Genomic DNA, 22,956 nt, shown 5'->3' on the forward strand with positions numbered 1-22,956 from the left:
TGCAAAAAAATCCTTAAGCTCTACAAAAAAAGCTTTAGGCATGTTAAGTTTACCACCAATCTTTATATTTTGTATATTTATAAATTTAGATATAAGTAAATAGAAGCGATGCAAAAAAAAGCTGACAGCGGAATGGTTCCGCTACCAGCCTCAATCTCAATGTTATCGAGTTAGTAGATTTGTGTGGATTTTAATGACAGCTTTTTTAATCTGCTGCCCCGGTTGACCCATACCCGGTCTGTGAACATCATGAGGGAAAAAGACCGCGAACATTCCAGGCTTCAAAGATAACAATATTTCATCTGCTGATGGGGGATAAAGCGCATATTCTCCTTCGGCATCGTAAGGCTTAATGGGTTCGATCCCTTCTTGCAGGGGTGCCCAGCCAATCGTTTCTTCACCTTCGATCAGATAATGCACATCAATATAAGCCTCATGCTTCTCTGCGACTTGTTCCTCCAGCGATTTTGCCTCAAGAGCCATAATGGAAGCATACATTTCGTTCCCGCGGATTTCGATTCGCCCAAGATCAGGATCATGTTGTAAGATCACTTTCAATTCCTCAATAGCCTCAACAATGACTGGATTCTCATACTTGATATGCTCTTCCCAAGATGACAAAGAACCTAAGATCATAACTTCCCATTCCCCTCACATCTTAATGTACTAAACCAGTTTCTCACTGACTGCTGAAGCTGTAGTTTCTTTATTGATTATGGATTGCTCACTAGTCTTCTTGAAATATTCTACATATAAAATATCAAGCAGATAGAGCTGCGATATCTTTGCAGATAATGAACCCCCTTGCAACGGTCCTTCATTAGCACCACATAGCAGGGTCAGATCGGAGTACGAGGTTAACGGTGACTTTTCAAACCTAGTAATGGATATTACTTTGGCTCCTCTTTCCTTTGCTTTTCTCGCAACCTCAATGCTATCCTTGGTCGAGCCGGAATAAGAAATCACAACAGCGACATCCCGGTTAGACATCAGCGCTGCCGACATCATCTGCAGATGTGAATCCATTAAACATTCCGTTTTGTTCGTAATGCGCATAAATTTAATCTTGGCTTCCATAGCTGTGACTAGAGAAGAGCCCACACCGAAAAACAATACACGTTCTGCATTAATCAAATACTCAATGGCCTCACTGATCTTCTGTATATCAATTAAATTATAGGTCTCGTTGAGTGCACTTACATTCGTGGTCAGTACTTTAGAAGCAACAGCTTCAATTGTATCATCCATCAGAATTTGATCGGTAAGCTGCGGGATCTCATTCTCCACAGTGATGCTATGCGCCAATGCGATCTTGAACTCTTGATACCCTTTATAACTTAAAGATTTGCAAAATCGAAATATACTTGATTCCCCAACATCACATGCATCTGCAAGATCAGTAATCGACATGTAGACAACGCTTCTCGTATTCTCCAGTACATAGTCCGCTACCTTCTTCTCCGTATTCGTCAAATTATTGTATTTAGAATGAATTGAAGAAAAAATACTGATTGTCCGCAAAAAAGCCCCTCCTTTTCAATAAGTTAATGTACGAATAAGGAGGAAGCTCCCAGCAGACCTGCCTTATTCCCTAATGAGGCTTTAACAATTCTCACTCCCGCAAAGCTTTCCATAATCAAAGACTTCGTGCGCTCTTCTACCCTTCGAACCAAATCTTCTTGTTCCATTACGCCGCCACCAATAATAATCGCGGATGGATTGAAGATATGTGTGATAGAAGCTAAACCAACAGCCACTTCAGTAATCCATAGATCTAAAATACGTTCAAGCTGCTCATTTCCACTCTGTATTTTATCAAATAAGGCTTTTCCGTCCGTGCATTCGGGATCTGCGAGCTGAGCCATCTTCACTAAAGCTGTAGTTGAAGCGTATTTCTCATAATACGGCAGTCCTTCTACTCCGGATGTGGCCGACAATGGGTGAGTAAAGATATGGCCAAATTCAGCCGCTACCCCATTAGCCCCTTTATAGATTTGGCGATTAATGACGATCGCACCGCCAATGCCTGTGCCAAAGGTTAGACATAAGAAATTGTTAAAGCTCTGAGCAGCCCCAAAATAAGCCTCGCCTAATGCTGCTGAATTCACATCGTTCTCTACCATAACAGGTTTATGAAAATGATGGGTGACAATATCCTTAATTTTCATTCCAGTATATCTAGGTATATTTTCGTTAGCATAGACAATAAATCCTTCTTCTGCATTAACTTGGCCCGCGGTGCTTATGGCAATGGCATCAAAATGCTCATATTCTGCAATTTTTTCCAGCATTCTCGAGATTACATGGGGTCCCCCCAAGTAGCTTTCTGTTGCATACTCCTTGAAGTCATGTACATTCCCCTGTTTATCGCATATACACATCTTGGTATTGGTACCGCCAATATCTACGGCTACAATCCTCATTCCCATCTACCCTCTCTGGCGTTCTACTGAATAGCGTTCACAAACCGTTTCGTAATCTCCATCGGTCTCGTGATCGCAGAGCCAACCACTGCTGAATACACACCTAAATCAAACATGATCTTTAATTCTTCAGGAGTGGAGACCCCACCTTCAGCTATAACGGGAACAGAGAAATTGTTGACGATTTGTTGAACCAATTCAAAATCTGGCAAGTTGCGGCCTTTAGTAGCCTCTGTATAACCGCTTAAGGTAGTTCCTATCAGATCAAATCCCAGCTCAACAGCCTTCGCAGCTTCCGCAAATGTAGAACAATCCGCCATAAACAGTTGATCTTTATAGGTCTCTTTTAAAAGTGGAAAAAGTTCAGAAATAGTAGATCCGTCCGGGCGAATACGGTCTGTAGCATCCATAGCAATGATATCTACTCCTTCGCGGTAAAGCTCATCGACTTCCTTCTGAGTGGGTGTAATAAAGACTTCAGAGCCTTCATACACCTTTTTGATTATCCCAATGATCGGCAGATTCACTTGCTTTTTGATTTCTTGAATATCCGCTACGCTGTTTGCCCGAATTCCAGAAGCCCCGCCTAAGTAAGCAGCATAAGCCATTCTCCCCATAATAAACGGGCTATGCAGCGGTTCTTCTGGTAAGGCTTGACTGGAGACGACTAATTTATGTTTTATTTTTTTAAGTACATTATTTTCAGTATTCATCAGTAACCCACTCCACATTTTTATTTATTCTTTAACTGCTCCTGCTGTAATCCCATTGGTGAAGAACCGTTGGAATAACATGAACACTAGCAACATCGGAATTGCAGCGATGGTAGCTCCGGCCATTTTATAAGCGAAATTAGGATTCAAATCCTGCATTAAGGTCGCAGTACCAACCATTAATGTTTTCATTTTGTTCTCTTGGCCTATAACCAGCTGCCACAAGTAATCATTCCAGACTTGCACGAAATTCAGAATAAATAAGGCTCCAATACCAGGTTTGACAATAGGCAACATGATGCGTGTGAAGATTCTCCATTCATTTGCACCATCTATTCTCCCGGCTTCTCTTAAGGCATTAGGGGTTAAATCGAAGAATCCCTTTAATAGGAACACTCCAAATGCACCCGCCACGTTCGGCCAAATCATACCGTTATAACTATTTACCATTCCAAATTGTTGGGTGATCCGGAATAAGGGTACAATCATAATTTCTTTAGGAATCATCAAGCTTGAAATAAAGATAATGAAGATTATATTTTTACCTTTAAAATTAATCTTTGAGAACGCATAGGCGGCCATAGAGCCTACAACGATAACCAAAATAGTAGAAATACCAGATACATAAATACTATTAAACGTCCATCTTAAAGCTGGCTGGTTCTGAAATACATCCACATAGTTGGAGAATGTAATCGATTTGGGCCACCAGTCTGGAGGCATTTTCACAACATCCGAGCTGTTCTTGAGTGAACTTGTGAATAACCAATATAGTGGAAAAAGATTAAGGAGCGCGAAGAGGATAATGATTACATTCGATATCACATCAAACTTCTCTCTCTTTTTCTTGTTTTTAATCTTCGACATGTTGTATTCCCCCTCACTTCACCTTAATCATGCTTCGTAGCTGTGGCACAGACAATATCAATGTAATCACGAACATGATAACCCCTACCGCAGAAGCAACGCCGAGTTGGTTATATTTAAAGGCATTATTATAAAGGTAGTACATCAGTGTTACGGAGGAATTGTTCGGTCCGCCACCGGTCAGTAACTGAATGACTACAAAGATTTTTAATACGGCAATAATATTGATAATCGTAATATATGTTGTTGTAGGTCCTACCGAAGGAATCAGGATCTTGGATATCACTTGCCATCTGCTAGCACCGTCGATTTCGGCTGCTTCAAAAAGCTCTTTCGAGACACCAATCATCGCAGCTATATACAGAATAATTGCCTGGCCCACGTTAGTTGCGAAGGTTACAAATATCACGACTGGCAGAACCGTCTTTGGATTTCCCAGCAGATTAATCGTCCCTAGTCCCATGTCTTTATATAGATAAGAGATAAGTCCATTAGCCGGATTCAGCAAAAAGCTCCAGACCATACTCATAACCACCATGGACACCATTACCGGGATATAATAACTTCCTCTAATAAAGGAAACGTACTTAGCATTTTTATCAAATACCGCGGAGGCTACGAACAATGCAAACCCCACTGTAAGTAGAACGATAAATATTACGAACACAACGGTGTTGATGGTAGCCTTAAAAAATACCGGATCATTAAACAATGTGGTGTAATTGGCAAAACCCACAAATTTCTCACTGTCATAATTAATCTGGTATAGACTCAGCCGCATCCCTTCTAAGATCGGATAGACAAGAAAGGCTAAGAATACTATCATCTGAGGTAAAATAAACAGATAACCTGTAATATTCTCTTTTAGGTAATTACTACGTAGTTTCATATCGTTTACCTTTCTAATTAACAGCCCCAGAGTCTCTTCAGACCCTAAAGGCTGTCAATCGTGTATTGTTTATCTGGTCTTAGATTATTGGAAAATTACAGAGCCAGCTTTATTGGTCTCAATCACCTTGTTGCCACTTGCCTGATAATCTTGTACAAACTGTTCCGGTGTCTTAGCTCCCATGTAAAGTGCTTGTAGCTCTGGATATAAAACCTCTCTTAATTGGCTGTATCCTGGAACGTTGCCTGTGAAGTTGAACAAATATTTAGAATTGGCATCGTAAGCTGCAAACAGTGGATTCTCCGCTTTAAGTGCTTCGGCTACAGAACTTCTTACAGGAATACCATTCTTAGAGGATTTAACTAACTCAGGATCGCTTGAGAAGAACTTCACGAAATCCTTAGCTACTTCAGTCTTCTTAGCATCTTTGGACTTGAATACACTAGCGCCTACTACATAAGTAAAGGATAGAGGATCGCCGCTTTCCGACGGAATATTAGCAAGTCTCATATCGAATTTCGCTGCCGTACCATCCGCCATATTAGCTTTCGTACCATTAAACAGAATCGGGTTAGTGAAACTGATCGCTAATTGCTGATTTTGGAACATAGCATTGGCATCATTAGAAGAAACGGATTCTGCGCCTGGATTTGTATATCCGCCGTCATATAGGTTTTTCAGCCAAGTTGCAGCTTTAACTCCGTTCTCATCGTTCAGTACAATGTTGCCTTGATCATCAAAGAACTTATTGCCGAACATTCTCATATAGGCAAGGTTCCATGTATCGCCCTGATTATTTACAGCGAATAATGCCATTGGATATGCATTGGAATACTTATCCTTCGGCAGATTGTTTTTCAGACCCTCAAGAATTTGTTGATATTCATCCAAGTTCCAAGTTTTGATTTCGGATTCTTCACCCACAAACTTCTCTAAGCCTGCTGCTTTAAACATGTCCGCGTTGTAAACCAAGGTGCCTGGGTTGTGCTGGAATGGATAGAAGTAAATATCTTCTCCGAACGTAACAGCGTCCCAGTAGTTTTGAGCAATATCGCTTTTCGCGTCTTCATCAATGATGTCGGTCAAAGGAACCAATGCTCCACGGTGAACGTAATCCCCCATCGGGAATACACTCTCAAAGAACACATCTGGTGGTGTTCCCCCGCTTAAGTTAACGTTAAGCAATTGATCGCGCTGATCTCCAGCAATGACCTCTATTTGAATATCCGCATCGTATTTATCATATTGTGCTTTGAATTTCTCAGCGGCGTGCTTTAGGAAGCTATCATAGTCCGCGCCTGCCTCCGTGGCATCCACAACACCCTTCCACTGTGGAGTCAGCCATACTCTGATCGCCACTTTTTCCTTCCCAGATGCAGAAGAATTATCGGATGTATTAGAGCTTGCAGCATTGTTACCTGAGCAACCTGAAATTAAAGAAATAATCACCATTAGCGCAACCATTGTCGAGAGTAAACGTTTTTTCTTCATTTATAAACCTCCCTAAAAGTTTTGTGAGCATTATCTTCTGTGAACCTTTAATTTAAAATCCGTATGGCATGGTATTGCACTAAATCGGCCATGTTGCGATGTCCTCGCGGATCAAGATGCATATAATCAATTTCATTCATCGATACATGTTCTCTGGAATCTACAAAGTGGATGCCGGTTCCCGTTAGCAAAGCTACAAGATGCTCAGCGAGCTCCGTAGACTTCTCACTACATCCGCTACCCATTGGTTTGCCAATAGGGGTATGAATATACTCTGCTCCAATCGGAGGGGGCGCGATTACTAGAACCTCTGGAGCCTTCCCCTCGGGTCCAGCACCGCTACCTTTAGCTTTAAGAGCCAACCTAACAATACCTTGTGCGATGTTATAAGAAGTTAGTCCAAACCTTTCTTTTGTATCATTGGTCCCAAGCATGATCACAACCAAGTCTAATGGCGAATGTGACATCAGGCAGGGATAAATATAGGAGATTCCAGAAAGTCCTTCAAATAGAGGGTCCTCACTGACACTTGTTCTGCCGGGAAGCCCTTCTTCGATCATTCGGTAGGCGTCACCCAATTCTGTATGAAGAATTCCCGTCCAACGAATATCATCCTTAAATCTGCGGTCTGTCTCTGCGTCGTAGCCCCAAGTATTAGAATCGCCAAAGCATACGATGGATTTCTTCATTATCCTAACCGCAATATCTTTCAATAGCTTGATCAATCAATTTCATAATGTCTGCGATCGGACTAGCATCCTCAGCGGCTACTGCCTCAAGCGGTGCTCTTACGCTGCCAATGTTTACGCCTCTTAATTTTAGAATCTCTTTTATTCCGGCATACATGGCACCTTTGAGTGAACAAAGGGCGATGATAATATCGTTGATATCGCTTTGGATTTGTCCAGCTTCTTCGAACTTACCAGCCTTAACAAATTCATTTGCTTGGAGGAACAGCTCAGGCATAACCGCATAGGTTCCACCGATTCCCGCATCCGCTCCCATGATTCTTCCCGCAACATATTGTTCATCTGGTCCATTAAATACCACTACATCTTTTCCACCCACTCTTTTGAATCTTTCAATATCCATAGTCGGCATGGAGGAGTTCTTCACACCAATCACCTTTTTGTTCGCAAGCAGTTTCTCAAATAGGGAAGGAGTCAGTGTATATCCGGTAGTCTGAGGAATGTTGTAGATAATGAAGCTAAGAGGGGTTGCCTCCATAATCTCGCTCCAATATTTATAGACTGCACTATCAGGTAATTTGAAATATATAGGCGGGATTGCGGATAATGCATCATACCCTAAGGTTGCAGCATGTTTCGCTAACTCAATACTATCTCTAGTGGAAGGGGCACCCACGTGGGCAATCAGTGTCATTTTACCTTTCAGGTTACTAGCTACGTAGCTTAGTACCGCTTTGCGTTCGTCGAGACTCTGGTAAATACATTCTCCTGAGCTGCCTCCCACATATACACCTTGAACTCCTTTTTCAAATAAGTAATCACATAAAGCATGCGTCCGGGATTCCGAAATGTTTCCTTGATCGTCATAGCAGGCATAAAAGGCAGGTATAATTCCGTGGAACTTTGTGAGTGTCATTGTTAATCCCCCTTAAGTTGTGAGCGGTTTCTTTTCTACATAAACAAAATATCATTATATTTTGGTTTTGTAAATTATTTTCTCTATTTTTAGAAAAATAAAATTTATTTCCACCAATCTCATTTATGATTAACAAAATAATGGTTTTCAGTATAACTCACAGCTAATAATCATTTATTTTTCCATATTCATTAGAAAATAATCCTGCAAATATTCCACCCTAAATTTATTTCTTCCGGGCAGTATTTGTTGGATATACGGATGTAAAATAATATAAAAAAGGGGTACTAATGAGTATCCTTTCAGCTTCACTAAAAATGTCTCCTACTGGGAGACACTTCTCTCCAGATGAAGCACAAAACCTAAATAACACACAATGTTCACTGAATAATCTGTGTTTTTCAGACGGACACACCTTTTAAAAAATGGAGTTTAGGATTATAATGAAAGCGTAAACAAAGAACTACAAAATCTATTTTGTTTCTTCGCCAAAGGAGGCTGGAGGAAATGCTAGCAGGACTTAAGGAACTTAAAAATTGGGTGACAGAAAACTGGAATCCAACATTGAATACAGGTAATGAGGACTACCGGAAAATGGAGTACTCCGTGGAGCGTCATCTGCACACTCCGCAATCTCCGAAACCACTTAGCTATGAAGAAGAGGCTCGAATCAAGACCGTTAAATTTCATTAACTAACCCTTTCAGATAAAGATTGATTCATAACGAAGACATCAGACCGCCAGATCCGGAAGCAATTCCAGTGGATGCGGTCTTTTATTATGCCTTGTAGTTGTATAACGAAAAAACCTCCCCCACCCTAAAGGGTGAAGAAGGCTAATAGGTTACTTTCGAGGACATGGCAGTAGGTTATCAATCCAAACGCCTTGTTTAGTTCATCCTTCGATAAACCTCAGCGCGCGTTCCGATTGATAATCAGCTAGGCCTTGGGCGAATCGTTGGTCAGGAAATCCTCTATGCAGCAGCTTTAATCCACCTGAAGTTAAGGAGACATGATGGTGGAATTGATAAAATAACAGCCTATCATGATCCAGAGCATCGTTCTTTAAGTACCGATAGAAATCCCCAAATCTCATCTGTAAAAAACTATGTTCATGCTCAATGTCATAGTACATTGCCCCTTCAATATCTATCAGAAAGGGCTCCAGTTTATCATTAACCATAACATGGTCAGGTCCCAGTTCCCCGTGAATAAACCCATATTGCTGTCTGGGTTGAATTTTTGATTCAAGCTCGTACAACTTATCGAGCAGTTTGCTTTGATTAGACCTGATCTTCTCAATATGTTGGGAGGCATAGGCTAGCTGCACTTTCGCATTTTCCATTTGTAATAAATGACATTCGCTCATGCTGCTCTCGTTAGCATTTGCTTTCCCAAAAACATGCCTCTCGTTGGTATGCATAGCAGTAAGCATTTCCCCCACACGCTGAAAAACTTTATCTTGAACACGTGAATCGGGATGATGAAAATAGGTTTCTGCCATTCTTCCATCTATATATTCAACCAGAGCATAATCGAAAGAGTAACGATCTCTTGCCTTATTCAGATCATAAAGAGCAGGGGTCTGAATTCCATGTTGTGTTAAGTACCTGTTATTTAATTCGAATAAATGACTTCCATAGGATTGTTCATTTATATCTTCATTTGCTTTTTCTTCTTTAAAATAATTCATCGAAAGATCCCACACATACAAAACGCAGGAAAATCCATTACTGCACTCAATCTTGTAGACCACCTTTTGTGCGCCGCCATGCATGCGCGAAACACGAGCAACGAAATAACTGCTGCCAAAAACCCTACTAATATAATCCTGTAAGTCAGCCTTATCGAGATGACAAGTAACGTCCATTAACAACACTCCATTTATTAGGTTTTGCCGGCTTCACAATAGTAAATAAAATCCAGCCGAAAGTATAGACTTATTCTTTCCGATCAATTATGATGTTGAATAAGGTCTTGAAAAAAACAAGCATACAAAAAGCCGTTGGAATCAATTTCAACGGCTTTTTTTTATGAAATATCTAAACAAATATAGAGGAGTACTTTCACAACATGTTCAAACGACTAACTGCACTATTTTCGATTCCCTCTTATGGCTTACTCTTTTTATGCATGTTACTGCAAGGGATGGGGATTTCACTCAGCGCACCCTTTTTATCCATTTATTTTACGGAACAGCTTGGAGTATCTGTCGGGCTGTTTGGTGTTTTTCTGGCCACCACGTTAATTGCCGGAATATGGATCAGTACACTAATCGGGAGACGCTCTGACCTTGGCTTAAATCGAAGAAACATTTACCTTGTCTCCACGCTCTGTAATGCCCTTGCTTATAGCGGATACTTGCTCATTGGGGATTTTACGATCTTATTCATTTACATGATTGTGTTCACCGCACTCGGTGCACCAGGGATGCCTCAATTGTTCGCCATAGCTAGAGAAGCAGTGAATAAGAGCGATTTTACGGATACTGCGTTTGCAAATTCTACCTTGCGTTCTGCTTTCTCTCTCGGCTTTATTACAGGTCCTTTAATCGGTACTCTGCTAATCGCTGCTGTTGGATTTAAGGGGATTTTCTCGGGCACCATCGGGGTATTCCTGCTTGTTGCCTTACTTATTTCACTATTCCTGAAATCAAATACAGAAGTGAAAAGCAGTACTGCAGAAGTAAAAGTAAAAAGTTTCCGGTTGGGTCAGAACCGTAATGTCCTGCTTCCTTTTCTGATTATGATACTCATGTATGTAGCCCACTGGACGAGTAGCATCAATACTGCCCTCTTTATTACCAACAATCTAGGGGGAACAACAAGCGATGTCGGTTTAGTCAGCAGTATTTGTGCTGCGCTGGAAATTCCATTTATGATCATGCTGGGACTGCTCAGTGCGAAATACAGTAACAGAATCCTGATGATGTGTGGAGCCATTTTCGGAGGAGCTTATTATCTCGTTGTTATTACTTCAGGTGCGATGTGGCAGATGCTTGCAGCCCAAATTTTGCTTGCCTTTTTTGTTGCTGTTATTTCAGCCATTGGCATTAGCTACATTCAGGATCTGCTTCCAAACATGCCTGGGTATGCATCCACCCTCTACTCTAATTCATCCACGATCGGCAGACTGATTGGCAGTCTTGTTGGCGGGTTATTAGCTAGTGTTGTTGGGTACCGGTATTCATTTGTGCTCTGTTTCATACTCGTCATTATTTCTACAATCATGCTTGCGGTAAGCGGACGTGACTCTGTAGATACACAAAAACTAACGGTTTAATCTGCTTTTTTGGGGCTTCATTCAGCCCTTGTAACTTCTCCATATTTTCTCGCGACTAACTAACATATCCTCAAAAAGGTGGGGTTAGATGTTAAAAACTATTGCAAGAATGCTCATGTTGATGTCTTTAATCTTTCTGGCAGCATGTGCAGGGGACGTTAAACCAAACCAGGAGCCGAGCACAGGAGCAAATACGCCAACCCAAAGTCCAGCGATTAATACGCAGAAGCCGCAAATCACAGAACCCAAGCAGCCAAATGAAACCAGCTTTAAGGCAGAATTGTTGATAAATCTGAAATCATATGCAGATCAATTGACAGAGAATGATCTCCCCGCACTTGAAGTGCTGGAAAAAAACCTAACTGCTTTAGTTGAGCATGACCACACAATTTATCAATCCGGGTTCGTAAACAAAAAACTAGCAGAGGCTATGGAGCCTTATTATGACGAACAATATCAGTACAAATTCACAGACATCGAAAGCATTGATTCCATGTTACCCAACGAACATCAGGTGAATATAACGGTAATCGGACAACGCTTGGATATAGCAGAAGAGACAGTTGAAAATGTAAAAATGCTATACGCGATTCGGCCAACGATCAAGGGAAATGGGTCATTTATATCATTGATTGATGGATTGATTGATTGATTGATTGATTAATTAGCTTATGAAAATCGCCGTCCGATTCCCGACAGGGAATTCGAACGGCGATTTTTTTGTGAAAAAAACCAATTTCTCACCTTGCTAGCTTTGCGAGATGAGGAGAATAGAATCATGTTTGTGGTAACCTTCTAGCTACCTACCCGATCTAATATTTAAGTAACGTTACGAACATCCTAAGACTTCTAGTCAAGAAAGCAGGTAAATCTTTGCATATAGATCCTATTGTCGTCAAAGCCAAAGCTGGGGACTCTGAAGCATTCGTGCAGTTGATGCAGGAGATAGAGTTACCTTTATACAGAACTGCAAGGTCCATCGTCAACAAAGAAGAAGATTGTGCAGATGCCCTGCAGGAGACGATGCTTAAAGCCTTTAAGAACATCCATACACTCAGAGAGCCCGCTTTTTTCAAAACGTGGATCTTCCGGATTCTGATTAATGAATGCAATAAAATGCTCAAAAACAACGCAAGAGCCCTCCCTTATGGAGAGCTTCCCGAAGTCTCTTCCACTTCCAAGGATTATGAGAAAATCGAATTATGGGATGCCGTTCAACATCTTGAGGAGAACCTCCGGATTGTCATTCACCTTCATTACCTACAGGACATGCCGATCCGTCAAATTTCCGACATTCTCGAAATTTCTACGGTTGCCGTGAAGACCCGGCTGCATCGCGCCCGCAAAAAGCTAAAGCATTCATCTCAATTCAATCAAGAAATGGAGTTGCGACATGGTAAACACTAAGTTAGAAGAACAATTAAAGAACTGCCAAAGCCTACTTCCCGCTCAGTTATCGGATATTGCCCGCTCCAAGCTGAATGAGACTTACCAAATCATCAGGGATACCGATAATTCCATTTCCCCCGTTCAGAGAAAGATAGATGTATCCAAAACTTTTAATAAATGGTGGGTTTCCACTGCAGCCGCTGCAATCCTTGGAGTTACAGTCCTTGCTTCCGGCTTTGTATCGCCCGCAATGGCTGATGCACTCAAGCAAATTCCGGTTTTGGGACAAATCTATTCATTATGGGGCGAAAAAAACTTAGATCCCGGTGTTCAACAAGCCGAGGATTTCATCACAAACGTAAACCAAAGCGTGACCCATGGCGATGTGACTATGAATATTCCAACGTTGTTATTTGACGGAACCCGAATTCTTATGAATATAACCACTCCTGGAAACCGTCTGGCTTCGGAGCCCAATTCGCCGCCTTCAGATGCCAATAAAGGGGCGGTGGATAATTTTGAGGTGCTCTATAAAGGCCAACCTCTGCTCTGGAGTTACGAACACATGGATGGTGAGGCTGCTTCCAGCATAATGGTTCAGGTTTTGAACACTTATTATGAGCCGAGCACAACAACACAGACGGTCCAGTTCCCTGATCAGTTTGACTTGACTGTAAATGTGTCGTTAAAGGGTTACGATGTCCCGTTCGAATTCGTTCTGCCCGTTACAAAATCAACGCCTTTTACAACTCTAACTTCAGAGGAGACCAAGCATCACGATAACATTAACTTGCAGATCAGTAAGGTGGAAATCACCCCAATTACAACCCAGGTCTCCGTTGAGTACAAAACCAAACCTGGCCAGAGCGTAGAAGAAATGCTCGCTTCTATCCCTTCGAAATATAAGGGTGCTAACGGGGGGATCGCTCTTCAGTTTGATATTGTGGATGAACGTGGCGTTCAACTGAAGCCCGTTGGTGCTCACCCCTTAAGCGAATCTTATAATATTCGTTTTGAACCCTTCAAGACTATACCGAGTACCGTAACCATCAAACCGTATTTAGTCGTTTCCGAAGGTCAAGCCCCAGCTGGGACTAAAGGACTGTGGGAAGACAACAATATGGTCAAGGAATATATACCTGAGCTCGAGAATGTACTTTCGGTCCAATAGTTCATTTGTAAAAGGGAATGCAAAACTACAAAAGACGAAGCCATAATAGGCTTCGTCTTTTTATTTAAATGACTTCAGGCAGATTCAATCTAATAAGATTATTTCGATGAAGCCAGCTTCGATAATTTGTCGGCAATATCTTCAGCTTGTAACAAGGAGGAGTATGAATCTGCTGCAAAATATTTTTCCATATCAATCTCAATAATTCGATTGTTTTTGACCGCATCCAGCATCTTCCATGTTGCTGGCAACTTAGGCGGTTCTTTGTCCTTTACGGTAAGGACAATAACGTAGTCACCTACATAATCATTTACCGTTTCCCAAGAAACTTCAACCCGGCTCATTTCCTTATCAATAATTTCACTTTGAACTTTTGGAGCGGGATTCAGACCCAAAATATCGTAAGTAGCTCTGCCGCCTCTCTCACCCTGATTACCAATGACCATTAAAAATTTCTCTACGGTGATATAATCTACGATAGAAATAGTTGCATCTTTTGCAATTACATTATTAATTTTTTCGCGGGCAGCTATTTTACGTTTTTCGAAATCTGCCACAAACTGTTTAGCCTCTTCTTCTCGATCAAGGATTTCTCCCATAGCTGTAATCTCTTCTTGAATCGTTGCGTATTTACTTGTATCAAATAATACGGTCGGTGCGATCTTAGAGTAGTTACTATAAGCATCTTTATTCCAGGTTATGATGACGTCTGGCGCTAGCTCTAATACTTTCTCAAAAGAAATACTTCCTTCTGCCCCTATATCTTGTACCGTCTCATCTAAGAAAGGTTTGAGAAACTGAGAATACTCCAGTTGGGTATTTGATGCTCCAACCGGTACTACCCCAACTGCTAAGACTGGTCCCAAATCCCAGTCAACTACAACACGTTGGGGATTGGCTGGAACATTAACATCCCCCATGACCGTTGTTATTTTCCGTAAACCCGTATTTTCAATGGCCTGATTGGAAGGTTTACTTTGTGTTGGTTCTGCTCCCGCATTGCTATTACGGCTAGTGTTCCCATTTCCGCAAGCTGTAAGTAACAGTGTAAGCACAAGCATTAGCATTAATCCTCTTTTCGTTTCGATCCCCTTTAACATCTGTTTATCCCCTTCAAGTTTTAATTGATAATGATTATCATCATCAATATAACAAGCAGAAGAATATTTGCCCATGGAGGATAAGAACTCTTGCCATGGACTATCTGAAACGATCAAACCTGACTTCACCTTATTTTTGTATTGAACTGGCGTCGTCCCAACCTGCTTCTTAAACAGACGGGTAAAATAAAAGACATCACTATAACCTACGTTTACAGCAATCTCCTGTACGGTGGCATCGGTTTGAATCAGTAACTCCTTCGCTTTAGCCATCCTGGTCTGAATTACATATTCAATGGGACTTCTCCCTGTCCGGCGTTTGAACTGCCTCGATAAATATTGAATGCTATAATTCCAAACTTCTGCCATAGATTCAAGTGAGATAGGTTCATAATAATGTTTGTGAATGTATTGAATGATCTGTTCCACTAAATCTATTTCTTTGGGGGCAACGCCTTGAAGCTGTAACTGCTGTACAAGTGTATATACGAACTGATAGAAATGGATTTTCGCTTGGAACCGTTCCATAGCCGGTCTGCGATTCCATTCCTCATACATCGATTCCGCATGACGATATAAAACAACCGGAGAATTTGGTTTACATGCATATTGCAGATGAAAAGGGTTATTTATATGATAGGATTTCAATATTGTTTTACTAGCTTTAGTAGAAATACTACCTCTATATAAAATGTAATAGTATGTGACATCCTCATGTCCAACCTCGAATTTGATGTTACTTCCTTTTCCTGCATGTAAGATAAAGAATCGTTCTAAGGAATGCCGATTACCATCCAACCAGATCGCACCTTGCCCCCGCACGACAAATATAAAACAACTAGCTGGGAGTATATGTTGCTGTTTACTCTGTCTACGTATCACATGTTGGCGAATATCCACCGGTTGAATCCATGAAGCATCCCATATCTGGATGTATTCTTCCCAATCCACTGTTAATCCTCCCAAGTCCAAAAGCATGCTAATCCTTTGCAGCTGCAAATCCCTATACAAACCAAAATCGTAAACGATAACCATTATCATTGTCAAATGATAGGTGACTTGTCGAACACATTTGAATGGATCAAATCTGACCCCCCGGAGAGTCTCCAACAAAGTCGATATAGCCATAGCTACCTCAGCTCTTTTCTGCGGGATTTATACCGTACATCTCACCGTTCCAGCCACTTCGGCTCTTTTCTACGGGATTTATACCGTACATTCCAGCATCTCAGCCACCTCAGCTCTTTTCTACGGGATTTATACCGTACATTTCACCGTCTCAGCCACTTCAGCTCTTATCTGCGGGATTTATACCGTACATTTCACCGTTCCAGCTACCTCAGCTCTTTTCTACGGGATTTATACCGTACATTCCACCGTCTCAGCTACTTCAGCTCTTATCTGCGGGATTTATCCCGTACATTTCACCGTTCCAGCTACCTCAGCTCTTTTCTACGGGATTTATACCGTACATTCCACCTTCTTAGCTACTCATACAAAAAAATGGTGAAGCGCACGCTACTCCAGTTTTCGTTGCTCTATATAATAAATCGGCCTCTTAAATGAGAGTCCATTCCCATAGATAACCTACGCAAATTATCTATACTGGCAAGATTTAGGGCCATCCTTTTACAGGATGGCCCTCTCATTGATTATGTTGCAATTTTGCTTACTTTAGTATTCTTTTTTAATTACAAAAAACGAACCCCGAATTGTTCCGGCTAGCTTGGACTTCTGCCTTGCAAACTTAAACTTCTCTTCTAGCTCCTTTGGGATCTCCATCCCCTCAGAAAGCTTAAAACCAACGGCCCGCTTCTTAGGGTCATCCACCGTATACATAACGTTGACCGCAAGGCCATCCTCATAAAAGACATAAGCAAATTTAATATTTTCCACTTGAAAACGCGACGTTTCTAAAGGCTTGGCCGCAAACTCAATATCACGTTCTTCTTTTAAAATTCGGTTCACATAATCAAGGGTCTCCTGACTTTCGCTGGCTTGTACAACCGTAAATTCATGTTTGTATTTGTTCATAAAGTAACGGGCCTCATTAGCACGCAGACCAGCAAGCGCATCTACTACAGGTGAAGATTCTAACCCAACCGTAGACACATTTTTAAAATCAACGATATAGGACATTTTCATCTCTCCTTTTCTCTCATTATTACCAAAAAAACTTATCGTTACTTAGGATACGGTTCGCGTGTTGTCTGTAACGGCAAGTTTCTGTGTTAACTGCTGTGCTCTTTTTCTATTAAAGTGACCATCTCACGCTTCCACTTTTCTCGCTCCTCTGGCGGGATCGGCTCTCCTTTGTCATACAGAAATCTAATCATATAGAACCCATCCTTCGTAAGCAGGCTGGTAACAAGTTCATGCTCTAATACATTATTGTTCATCAACTGCGTCTCCACTATAGAGCTATTATCAGTCTGATGCAGTACTTGAGCGGTCAACAAGGTCTCTTGGGAGATATAATCCGCTGTATGCTTCTCTACAGAAGTTGCCTCTATCTTATCAAAATAATTAATCGTGAACGTATGCGAAGGTTCGTACCGATGATATTCTCCCAGCGGATAATATCCGATAAATTGACTGTTACTGTAGACATGGAAGGTTGCAGGTACATAGCTATCAAGCTGAAAATACGGGATGAATCGCGCAATGCCTGAATTGATCTCTTCTCCAGGAGGAATGACCGCATCCACACCACTAAGGAAATCACCCTTCTTATCTACAAAAATCGTGCTATAAGGGCTGTACCTCGTAATCCAAATTGAACCATTCTCCTTCACAGCCTCAACGTAATAACTGATAATTTGATTTCTTTTTTCCTCGCGTTCATCGGCGGGGTTAACACAGGTATGAATGTGCTTCCGAGTGTATGTAAAGACTGCTTTAGTGGCATCCATCGACAGTAATTCAAATTCGAGGATTTCAGATTTTATATTATAGATTTGAAATGTCATCATTAATTGAAAGTGATTTAAAAAGGACATTCCCCTCTTATCTGGATGAAATCTTTTGCTCAAACCTTCTTCATCCTTATCCATATAAGCCTGCTCCAAGCCTTCAACCAGGGCCTGCAGCGCCTCTTCTGTGATGCCTTTATTTTTCTTAAAGAAAAACATGTCTTCTCTCCCCTCATCATCAGTCTACTGCCAGATACTTGCTCCTATTTATTATAAGGGCACACCTGTGTACTTTTCTAGTTATGAAGAAACCATCCCTGACAAAGGAATGGTTTCTTTGAGCAGGTATACCTCTCGGTCATCCCTACATTTTAAAATGTTCACGAACTAACCTAAATTGTTCTTCTACGCTCATGTTTGGTGTTCTTTCTATAGTTTTGATGTCCACCTGTCCACCTTAGTGGAAGCGTTCTTTATTTCATTGGAGAACTTAATCATAGATTTATTACTGTGTTTCTCAATCTCCGTATCGGATGTATAAAAACATATCATTCTCTCTTCCGGGATAAAAGGTAATATAAATTCAGGCATTATTCCCAAATCTATTAGGATTGGTTGGTCATCAGGTAAACTTCAGCAAGTCAATAATAAAGAATTCCATCATCTCTTCGACCACTTGAAATACCCATTGGCAGTGTTCATCTACAGGTTTATTAAATCACTTATTCCAATCTAAACTAGGATTAGGGAATTGAAAGAAAGGATATTCCATAGGACTAGAGAATGGTCTATATTTTAAGAGATCATCCTCTAATGTTTGAAAAACCTAATTCCTCTACAAACTTCTTGGTCATAGTATATAATTATTATTTATCTTCATCCAACACACCCCATTTACATTTCAAAAAGCTTACTCTGACACGTTGGTTGTGAGGGGTTGGCGGATTCTTATCTTTCTAGATAAAAAAAGCCTTCCCCACCTAAAAGGGTGAAGAAAGCTTAAATGTGTATCCCCAAAATATGGGCAGCTATATTAGGTTTTCGTACCCGAGGGTGTCTTAGCCAACTGCTCCTCCAGCCACCTTATCGCCTCAGCCTCTCCGGAGAAAGCACCTCCGGGGCAGCCGTAGGTTCTTTTAGTGGACAACGCTGTAACTGGCTTGTAGACAGCAAGCAACTTAGCATTCTGCATTACGACCGCGATGCCTGAACAATATTGGGCGATTTCCCGCTTGTTCATCTTGCACCAGTTCATATACAGCTGTGTGACCGCACGCTCTGGACGTGTGTTTTTCTCAGCAGAATGCACCATCAGCAGGCCGAAGCCAGATCGGCGCGCGAGCAGTTCTTCCCAATAAGCGATATATTCTTCTACTGTCTCCTGATCAAATGCCTCCCCCAAACTAAGGCTTATGATCGGCCAAGCGGATTCATCCTTTGTTATAGCCATACATATCCCTCCTAAACTGTGCTGAGCTTCGCCTAAGATGTGATGCGGAATCCGACGGATTGCTGTTGCAGCTTCCAGAGCCGGTCGTACAGTCCACCTTGCAGAAGTAAGGCATCATGCCGTCCCTGCTCGACCAGCCGACCGTCTTCCAGTACGATAATGTTGTCCGCACCGCGTATAGTTTTCAGCCGGTGGGCGATAACAATGACGGTTCTGCCCGTAATCAACGCATCAATTCCTTTCTGGATTTCGGCCTCATTCTGCGGGTCAAGCGATGCAGTAGCTTCATCCAACAGCACAATTGGAGCATTCTTGAGAATCGCACGGGCAATGGAAATTCGCTGCTTCTCCCCTCCGGAGAGCGTGCTGCCGCCTTCGCCTACCGGCGTGTCATAACCAAGCGGTAATTTCATGATGAAATCATGGCAGTGAGCCATTTGCGCTGCCTGCTGAATATCCCGCTGCGACGCCCCCGGCCGCCCAAAAGCAATATTGTTCCCAATGGTATCTTGAAACAGGTACACATCCTGAAACACCACCGATACGGATCCTAGCAGATGTTCTGGATCAATATCCTTGATGTTGCGTCCACCTAGCAGAACGCTTCCCTCATCGGGATCATAGAAACGTGAGATCAGGCGCAGCACTGTACTCTTGCCGCTGCCTGAAGGACCCACAATTGCAGTCAGTGAACCTTGCGGCATTTCCAGACTTAAATTTTTGAGAACAGGCTCTCCTCCATAGCTGAAGGTTACATTGTCAAACCGAATGGTGCTGCTTTTAGGAAGAGGACTCGTAGCACCTGTCATTACCGGCTGGCGGAGCAGATCTACTATACGTTCACCCGCTTGTTCGTTGTAGCGGAATTCGGCATAATTGGCTAGCGCCGTAGTCAATGGATCATAGATACGTGTGCCGACAATAAGGAATACTGCCAACTGCAAAATACCGAGCTCCCCGCCTAATAATAGATGAACACCTACGTATACCATTAAGGTCAGTCCCGCACGAAGAAGAGCCATAGCGGTTAGAATAACCGGACCGAACATCCCCTCCAGCTTCACACTTTCCTTCATCAAAGTTTTAAAAGAGTTATCCAAACGGACAAATCGTTCTCCCGTCAGGTTATAGGCTTTCATCACCCGTATGCCGTTCAAGTATTCTTGCAATCGGTTCGCAGCGTTCAGCTTGGCCTTCATATGATCCGCTCCGAGTCTCCGCCGCAGCTTGCCCGATAGATACATGATCAGAAGAGCAACCGGCAGCGCTACGAACATGGAAATCGCCATCCGCCAGTCCAGAAACAGTAAACCAGCAAGTGCAAATATCGGCAGTACAAAAGCCCCCGCAAGCTGTGGCAGCAGATGTGAAATGCCCGTCTCAACGAGCGTGAAATCGCCCATCATCATATTGGCTAAATCACCTGGGTCCCGGCGAGTCAGGTAACCCAGCGGAAGCTTCCGCAGATGTTCTGCTAATTCCGCACGTCCCTGTGCAGCAACATTGTATGCCCCGCGGTAAGCGGTGCGATAGGCGGGAATCTCACTCAGGAACATCAGCACCATGACGGCGACAAGCCCTGCGCAGATCCACCAAAGGCGTTCTGTCTGAAGTTCTGCGCCTACAGTAATATAAGGAGCAAAAATCAACCGCACCGCCTCAATTACAAGCGCGAACGGAAGCACACTGACTAGATTAGCCAGCAAAGAAAAAAGTACAGGCTTCAGCAACTGCTGCGGTTTGCCGGCAGTAATATTATGCAATACCTTCATAGCTGATCCCCTCCTTTTTCCATATGCCAATCTCCGGCGTCACTGTAGGCATGCCACATTTTTGCGTAAAGCCCGTCCGCCTCAATCAAACCTGCGTGCTCTCCACGTTCCACGATTTCCCCATCCCTCAGCACCAGAATTTGTGCAGCTTCACGTATAGAGGAAAGTCGGTGAGCAATGACAATAACCGTCTTGCCGCGCATAAGCTCCGTAAGTGCTAACTGCATATGAAACTCATTTTCCGGGTCGGCAAAAGCAGTCGCTTCGTCGAGCACGAGCACTGGTGCGTTTTTGAGAATAGCCCGAGCTACCGCAATGCGCTGCTCCTCACCACCCGAGAGATAGACACCGCCTTCACCAATTAACGTATCGTATCCCTGCGGCAGCCGAGTAATGAACTCGTCGCATTGTGCCGCTCTGGCTGCAGCCTGGACTTCCTCCAAAGTCGCTCCCGGTTTGCCGACAGCAATATTCTCATACAAAGTGTCATAGAACAGGAAGGTTTCCTGAAATACAAAAGCAACTGTATTCATTAATTCATGGATCGCCATATGGCGAATATCGACTCCACCGATACGGATCGCACCCACTTGCGGGTCCCAGAACCGCGGCACCAGGCTGGCCACCGTCGATTTTCCCGAACCTGACGGGCCTACCAGTGCTGTAACCTTCCCTTGTTCCGCACGGAATGAGACTTCACTGAGCGCCGCTGCAGTCTCTGCATCTTCACTGTAGGAGAAGGTTACATCCACAAATTCAACGTCAAAAGTATGCGGGGATAGCGGTTCTGCTATTTCCGGTACAGGCTGCTGTGCCAAGAGACGGTCCATCCGCTCCACGCCTTCGCCAATATCCCGAGTGCTTGAAGCCAGCAGAAGTAGCTTGTAGAGCGGAGATGAAACGCCGGGTGCCATAATCAGAAAGAACAGCAGTACAAGCGCAAAGGACATGGAATCCGGTCGACCGCTTAGCATAAATACGCCTACCGGCAAAATAAAGGTAAACGGTGACGCCAGCAATGTTTTGAATAAGATATAGCCTGTTTGATAACGGTCCGTATACTCCAGACAATAATCGCGGTAGCTGGTCATATCACTGTAGAACTTTCTGAAAGAATGCACCGTCTGCCCGAACACCTTAACCGCCGGCATCCCCCGTACATACTGCACCGCCGAAGTATTGATCTGCTCCAACGAATCATGATACTGCTTCACACTGGCCTTGCCTCTGCTGCTCATCATAAGCGCTGACTGCACACCTAATCCTATAATTATCGGCAGCAGGCAAGCTACCGCCAACGGCGGACTAAGCCAAAACATCGCCACGATCATCAGCACCGTAGAAGCCAGCACGCTGACGAAATCGGGAAGCTGATGCGCTACGAAATTTTCCACCTTGTCGACATTCTGCTCTAGCGTTTTCTTGACCACGCCAGTTGATGTCCCATTCAGGAAACCGAGCGGCAATCTGCCCAAATGCTCGGTCATTCGCACACGCAAATTATATTGAATACGAAAAGCCGCAATATGCGAGCACATAATACCACAATACGAAGTCACCAGCCCTCCGATTAACCCTCCAAGTGCAATCCACCCCCAGCGGATCATATACGCACCGTCGACCTGTCCAGGCGTTGAAGCATGGCGCAGCAGCTCTGCTAAAATGAAATAAACAGACAAAAACGGAATCAGCATTAATACGGCGCTGACAGATGACAATATTCCGGACAAGAGCAGCAAACCTCGCTTCTCTCCGGCGATCTCCAGCAGCCTTGGCATGCCGGTTTTGGTTTTACTCACAGCTGTTCCCCCACTCTTGGTAATTACGCGCAAAAAAAGTGCACTGAGAATGATTCTCTGTGCACTAGTGTATAGGAACGTTGTTCACAATTGC

Annotated in this window: 22 protein-coding genes; 6 read left to right on the forward strand and 16 right to left on the reverse strand. The window is 42.8% G+C overall.

Going from position 1 to position 22,956, the window contains the following annotated elements:
- Positions 1–162: 162 nt before the first annotated feature.
- The 9 genes from MKZ09_RS27640 to MKZ09_RS27680 form a co-directional block, all read right to left on the reverse strand.
- Complete coding sequence (locus MKZ09_RS27640) at positions 163–636, reverse strand: YhcH/YjgK/YiaL family protein (RefSeq protein ID WP_076207038.1); 474 nt, start codon at positions 634–636, stop codon at positions 163–165.
- Positions 637–666: 30 nt separating this feature from the next.
- A complete protein-coding gene (locus MKZ09_RS27645; RefSeq protein WP_051491079.1) occupies positions 667–1,521 on the reverse strand; it encodes a MurR/RpiR family transcriptional regulator in 855 nt (284 codons plus the stop codon).
- Between the two features lie 23 nt (positions 1,522–1,544).
- On the reverse strand, positions 1,545–2,423 hold the full coding sequence (locus tag MKZ09_RS27650; RefSeq protein WP_076138089.1) for an ROK family protein: 879 nt from the start codon (positions 2,421–2,423) through the stop codon (positions 1,545–1,547).
- A gap of 23 nt (positions 2,424–2,446) precedes the next feature.
- A complete protein-coding gene (locus MKZ09_RS27655) occupies positions 2,447–3,136 on the reverse strand; it encodes an N-acetylmannosamine-6-phosphate 2-epimerase (RefSeq protein ID WP_076138087.1) in 690 nt (229 codons plus the stop codon).
- A gap of 24 nt (positions 3,137–3,160) precedes the next feature.
- Positions 3,161–4,003, reverse strand: coding sequence for a carbohydrate ABC transporter permease (locus MKZ09_RS27660; RefSeq protein ID WP_081382492.1), 843 nt, complete (start codon positions 4,001–4,003; stop codon positions 3,161–3,163).
- A 13-nt stretch (positions 4,004–4,016) separates the two neighbouring features.
- A complete protein-coding gene (locus MKZ09_RS27665) occupies positions 4,017–4,892 on the reverse strand; it encodes a carbohydrate ABC transporter permease (protein ID WP_036679648.1) in 876 nt (291 codons plus the stop codon).
- 84 nt (positions 4,893–4,976) lie between these two features.
- A complete protein-coding gene (locus MKZ09_RS27670) occupies positions 4,977–6,383 on the reverse strand; it encodes an ABC transporter substrate-binding protein (RefSeq protein WP_076138085.1) in 1,407 nt (468 codons plus the stop codon).
- 47 nt (positions 6,384–6,430) lie between these two features.
- Positions 6,431–7,072 (reverse strand): GDSL-type esterase/lipase family protein, encoded by a 642-nt coding sequence (locus MKZ09_RS27675; RefSeq protein ID WP_218643131.1) that lies wholly within the window; start codon positions 7,070–7,072, stop codon positions 6,431–6,433.
- A 4-nt stretch (positions 7,073–7,076) separates the two neighbouring features.
- On the reverse strand, positions 7,077–7,988 hold the full coding sequence (locus MKZ09_RS27680) for a dihydrodipicolinate synthase family protein (protein ID WP_076138083.1): 912 nt from the start codon (positions 7,986–7,988) through the stop codon (positions 7,077–7,079).
- A gap of 507 nt (positions 7,989–8,495) precedes the next feature.
- Here MKZ09_RS27680 and MKZ09_RS27685 point away from each other — a divergent pair.
- Positions 8,496–8,681, forward strand: a complete 186-nt coding sequence (locus MKZ09_RS27685) for a hypothetical protein (RefSeq protein WP_036679656.1) — start codon at positions 8,496–8,498, stop codon at positions 8,679–8,681.
- Positions 8,682–8,882: 201 nt separating this feature from the next.
- On the opposite strand, the gene MKZ09_RS27690 is transcribed toward MKZ09_RS27685, so the two are convergent.
- Positions 8,883–9,812: an aminoglycoside phosphotransferase family protein gene (locus tag MKZ09_RS27690; protein ID WP_076207074.1), complete on the reverse strand. Its 930-nt coding sequence runs from the start codon at positions 9,810–9,812 to the stop codon at positions 8,883–8,885.
- Positions 9,813–10,060: 248 nt separating this feature from the next.
- On the opposite strand from MKZ09_RS27690, the gene MKZ09_RS27695 reads away from it, so the two are divergent.
- The 4 genes from MKZ09_RS27695 (at position 10,061) to MKZ09_RS27710 (ending at position 13,829) form a co-directional block, all read left to right on the forward strand.
- Entirely contained in the window at positions 10,061–11,269 is a 1,209-nt protein-coding gene (locus tag MKZ09_RS27695) for a sugar efflux transporter (RefSeq protein ID WP_076207036.1), read from the forward strand.
- A gap of 88 nt (positions 11,270–11,357) precedes the next feature.
- Entirely contained in the window at positions 11,358–11,921 is a 564-nt protein-coding gene (locus MKZ09_RS27700) for a hypothetical protein (RefSeq protein WP_076207034.1), read from the forward strand.
- Between the two features lie 221 nt (positions 11,922–12,142).
- Positions 12,143–12,676 (forward strand): RNA polymerase sigma factor, encoded by a 534-nt coding sequence (locus MKZ09_RS27705; RefSeq protein ID WP_076207032.1) that lies wholly within the window; start codon positions 12,143–12,145, stop codon positions 12,674–12,676.
- A complete protein-coding gene (locus tag MKZ09_RS27710) occupies positions 12,663–13,829 on the forward strand; it encodes a DUF4179 domain-containing protein (protein ID WP_076207030.1) in 1,167 nt (388 codons plus the stop codon). The genes MKZ09_RS27705 and MKZ09_RS27710 overlap by 14 nt, the downstream gene beginning before the upstream one ends.
- A gap of 98 nt (positions 13,830–13,927) precedes the next feature.
- Here the strand turns inward: MKZ09_RS27710 and MKZ09_RS27715 are convergent, their stop codons facing one another.
- Positions 13,928–15,880, reverse strand: coding sequence for an AraC family transcriptional regulator (locus tag MKZ09_RS27715; RefSeq protein WP_076207028.1), 1,953 nt, complete (start codon positions 15,878–15,880; stop codon positions 13,928–13,930).
- A gap of 121 nt (positions 15,881–16,001) precedes the next feature.
- On the opposite strand from MKZ09_RS27715, the gene MKZ09_RS27720 reads away from it, so the two are divergent.
- A complete protein-coding gene (locus tag MKZ09_RS27720; RefSeq protein WP_179089610.1) occupies positions 16,002–16,439 on the forward strand; it encodes a hypothetical protein in 438 nt (145 codons plus the stop codon).
- 164 nt (positions 16,440–16,603) lie between these two features.
- Here the strand turns inward: MKZ09_RS27720 and MKZ09_RS27725 are convergent, their stop codons facing one another.
- From MKZ09_RS27725 to MKZ09_RS27745, 5 genes are all read right to left on the reverse strand, one after another.
- A complete protein-coding gene (locus MKZ09_RS27725) occupies positions 16,604–17,068 on the reverse strand; it encodes a phage tail protein (RefSeq protein WP_076138073.1) in 465 nt (154 codons plus the stop codon).
- Between the two features lie 92 nt (positions 17,069–17,160).
- Positions 17,161–18,060, reverse strand: coding sequence for a hypothetical protein (locus tag MKZ09_RS27730; protein ID WP_076207026.1), 900 nt, complete (start codon positions 18,058–18,060; stop codon positions 17,161–17,163).
- An 814-nt stretch (positions 18,061–18,874) separates the two neighbouring features.
- Entirely contained in the window at positions 18,875–19,291 is a 417-nt protein-coding gene (locus tag MKZ09_RS27735; RefSeq protein WP_081394349.1) for a hypothetical protein, read from the reverse strand.
- A gap of 32 nt (positions 19,292–19,323) precedes the next feature.
- Entirely contained in the window at positions 19,324–21,063 is a 1,740-nt protein-coding gene (locus tag MKZ09_RS27740) for an ABC transporter ATP-binding protein (protein WP_076207024.1), read from the reverse strand.
- Positions 21,060–22,841, reverse strand: coding sequence for an ABC transporter ATP-binding protein (locus tag MKZ09_RS27745; RefSeq protein ID WP_076207072.1), 1,782 nt, complete (start codon positions 22,839–22,841; stop codon positions 21,060–21,062). The genes MKZ09_RS27740 and MKZ09_RS27745 overlap by 4 nt, the downstream gene beginning before the upstream one ends.
- Positions 22,842–22,956: the final 115 nt, after the last annotated feature.

The sequence above is a fragment of the Paenibacillus sp. FSL R5-0908 genome (genome assembly GCF_038006245.1).
In the GTDB taxonomy this organism is placed as follows: domain Bacteria; phylum Bacillota; class Bacilli; order Paenibacillales; family Paenibacillaceae; genus Paenibacillus_AQ; species Paenibacillus_AQ odorifer.

Bases quoted from the DNA above. Each gene is read 5' to 3' on its own strand.
- MKZ09_RS27640 (WP_076207038.1), bottom strand. From the start codon at position 636: ATGATCTTAGGTTCTTTGTCATCTTGGGAAGAGCATATCAAGTATGAG.
- MKZ09_RS27650 (WP_076138089.1), bottom strand. From the start codon at position 2,423: ATGAGGATTGTAGCCGTAGATATTGGCGGTACCAATACCAAGATGTGT.
- MKZ09_RS27655 (WP_076138087.1), bottom strand. From the start codon at position 3,136: ATGAATACTGAAAATAATGTACTTAAAAAAATAAAACATAAATTAGTC.
- MKZ09_RS27660 (WP_081382492.1), bottom strand. From the start codon at position 4,003: ATGTCGAAGATTAAAAACAAGAAAAAGAGAGAGAAGTTTGATGTGATA.
- MKZ09_RS27665 (WP_036679648.1), bottom strand. From the start codon at position 4,892: ATGAAACTACGTAGTAATTACCTAAAAGAGAATATTACAGGTTATCTG.
- MKZ09_RS27670 (WP_076138085.1), bottom strand. From the start codon at position 6,383: ATGAAGAAAAAACGTTTACTCTCGACAATGGTTGCGCTAATGGTGATT.
- MKZ09_RS27675 (WP_218643131.1), bottom strand. From the start codon at position 7,072: ATGAAGAAATCCATCGTATGCTTTGGCGATTCTAATACTTGGGGCTAC.
- MKZ09_RS27680 (WP_076138083.1), bottom strand. From the start codon at position 7,988: ATGACACTCACAAAGTTCCACGGAATTATACCTGCCTTTTATGCCTGC.
- MKZ09_RS27685 (WP_036679656.1), top strand. From the start codon at position 8,496: ATGCTAGCAGGACTTAAGGAACTTAAAAATTGGGTGACAGAAAACTGG.
- MKZ09_RS27695 (WP_076207036.1), top strand. From the start codon at position 10,061: ATGTTCAAACGACTAACTGCACTATTTTCGATTCCCTCTTATGGCTTA.
- MKZ09_RS27700 (WP_076207034.1), top strand. From the start codon at position 11,358: ATGTTAAAAACTATTGCAAGAATGCTCATGTTGATGTCTTTAATCTTT.
- MKZ09_RS27710 (WP_076207030.1), top strand. From the start codon at position 12,663: ATGGTAAACACTAAGTTAGAAGAACAATTAAAGAACTGCCAAAGCCTA.
- MKZ09_RS27725 (WP_076138073.1), bottom strand. From the start codon at position 17,068: ATGTCCTATATCGTTGATTTTAAAAATGTGTCTACGGTTGGGTTAGAA.
- MKZ09_RS27730 (WP_076207026.1), bottom strand. From the start codon at position 18,060: ATGTTTTTCTTTAAGAAAAATAAAGGCATCACAGAAGAGGCGCTGCAG.
- MKZ09_RS27735 (WP_081394349.1), bottom strand. From the start codon at position 19,291: ATGGCTATAACAAAGGATGAATCCGCTTGGCCGATCATAAGCCTTAGT.
- MKZ09_RS27740 (WP_076207024.1), bottom strand. From the start codon at position 21,063: ATGAAGGTATTGCATAATATTACTGCCGGCAAACCGCAGCAGTTGCTG.
- MKZ09_RS27745 (WP_076207072.1), bottom strand. From the start codon at position 22,841: ATGCCAAGGCTGCTGGAGATCGCCGGAGAGAAGCGAGGTTTGCTGCTC.